This is a genomic window from Cryomorphaceae bacterium 1068, assembly GCA_027214385.1.
In the GTDB taxonomy this organism is placed as follows: Bacteria; Bacteroidota; Bacteroidia; order Flavobacteriales_D; family Cryomorphaceae; genus JAKVAV01.
The window spans coordinates 1-1,205 of record JAPVXR010000040.1 but is presented as its reverse complement, the minus strand read 5'-3'; the positions used below and the strand labels follow the sequence as shown (position 1 = coordinate 1,205).

At 46.7% G+C, this 1,205-nt stretch carries 1 protein-coding gene; it reads left to right on the top strand.

The features are described from left to right. On the top strand, positions 1–1,205 hold a 1,205-nt coding region (locus O3Q51_18370), incomplete at both ends, for a hypothetical protein (GenBank protein MCZ4410788.1).

Here is a 1,205-nt window from a genome sequence, read left to right as displayed (position 1 = left end):
GTTTACGATGCAGGAAACTACTTTGTAAGAATTCGTCCGGCAAATGCTGAGCAGACTTTCACAATTGAACTGAACTGTGCTACGCCACCTGAGAATGACTTGATCTGCAACGCAGAGGCCATCTCATGCGATGCTGATGCAGTAGGAACTACCCTCGGAGCAACCTTCGATGATGTAGGAACATGCGGTACTTCAAATACCGCTCCAGGCGTATGGTATGAATTTACTCCTGACATCGATGCAATTGCCAGCTTCTCAACTTGTAATCAAGCTGATTTTGATACGAAAATTTCGGTTTTCACCGCAGCTGACTGCGAAAGCAGCCTGGTATGTATTGGTGGATTGGACGACACATTCCCAACTTGTACAGGCAATACGACACTACTTGATAATATAGACGTATTCGCAGGTCAGACTTACTTTGTGTTGGTGCATGGTTTCAGCGCTCAACAAGGAAGCTTTACGCTATCAGTAGCTTGTGAAGAAGTCGTGCTCGATTGCCCTGGTTTGGGTAACATAGGAGATGCTTGTGATGATGGAGATCCTGCAACTGTGAATGATGTTATTACTGAAGACTGCGAGTGCTTGGGTACACCTCCTCCTCCCGGTCAGGTTTGCGGTATTCCGATCGATGTGACTGAGTTGCCTTACCAAGACATTGACAACACTTCTAACTATGGCGATGATTATCAAACAACGGATCTTCCGCCATTGGCTCCTGATGCTATCAGCAATGGATATAGTACGTTATACTTTGGTGGTGATGAGGTAGTATATGCTTACACTCCTACTGAAGATCAGTTTATTGATGTAACTTTGAGCAACCACGGAAGCTGGGTAGGTCTCTTTGTGATCGAAGGATGTCCTTTTGAATCGACAGTTGGTTCGCACACCGCTTCTGATGCACTCGGCCGTGAGATTGAAAACCTTCCCGTAACAGCAGGCGTGACTTACTACGTTGTGATTTCGACTTGGCCTGCACCTCAGAACACGGCTTACCAGTTGAACATCAACATTGCCGGATTTGACTGTCCTGATTTGGAAGCCGACTTTGGCGATCCTTGTGATGACGGAGACCCATTAACTACCGGTGACGTAATTACACTGGACTGCGAGTGCGTCGGTACTCCTGTAATCCCGGGTCAGATTTGTGACCTGCCGATTGAGGTGAGCTCATTGCCTTACTTGACTACTGACAATACCAT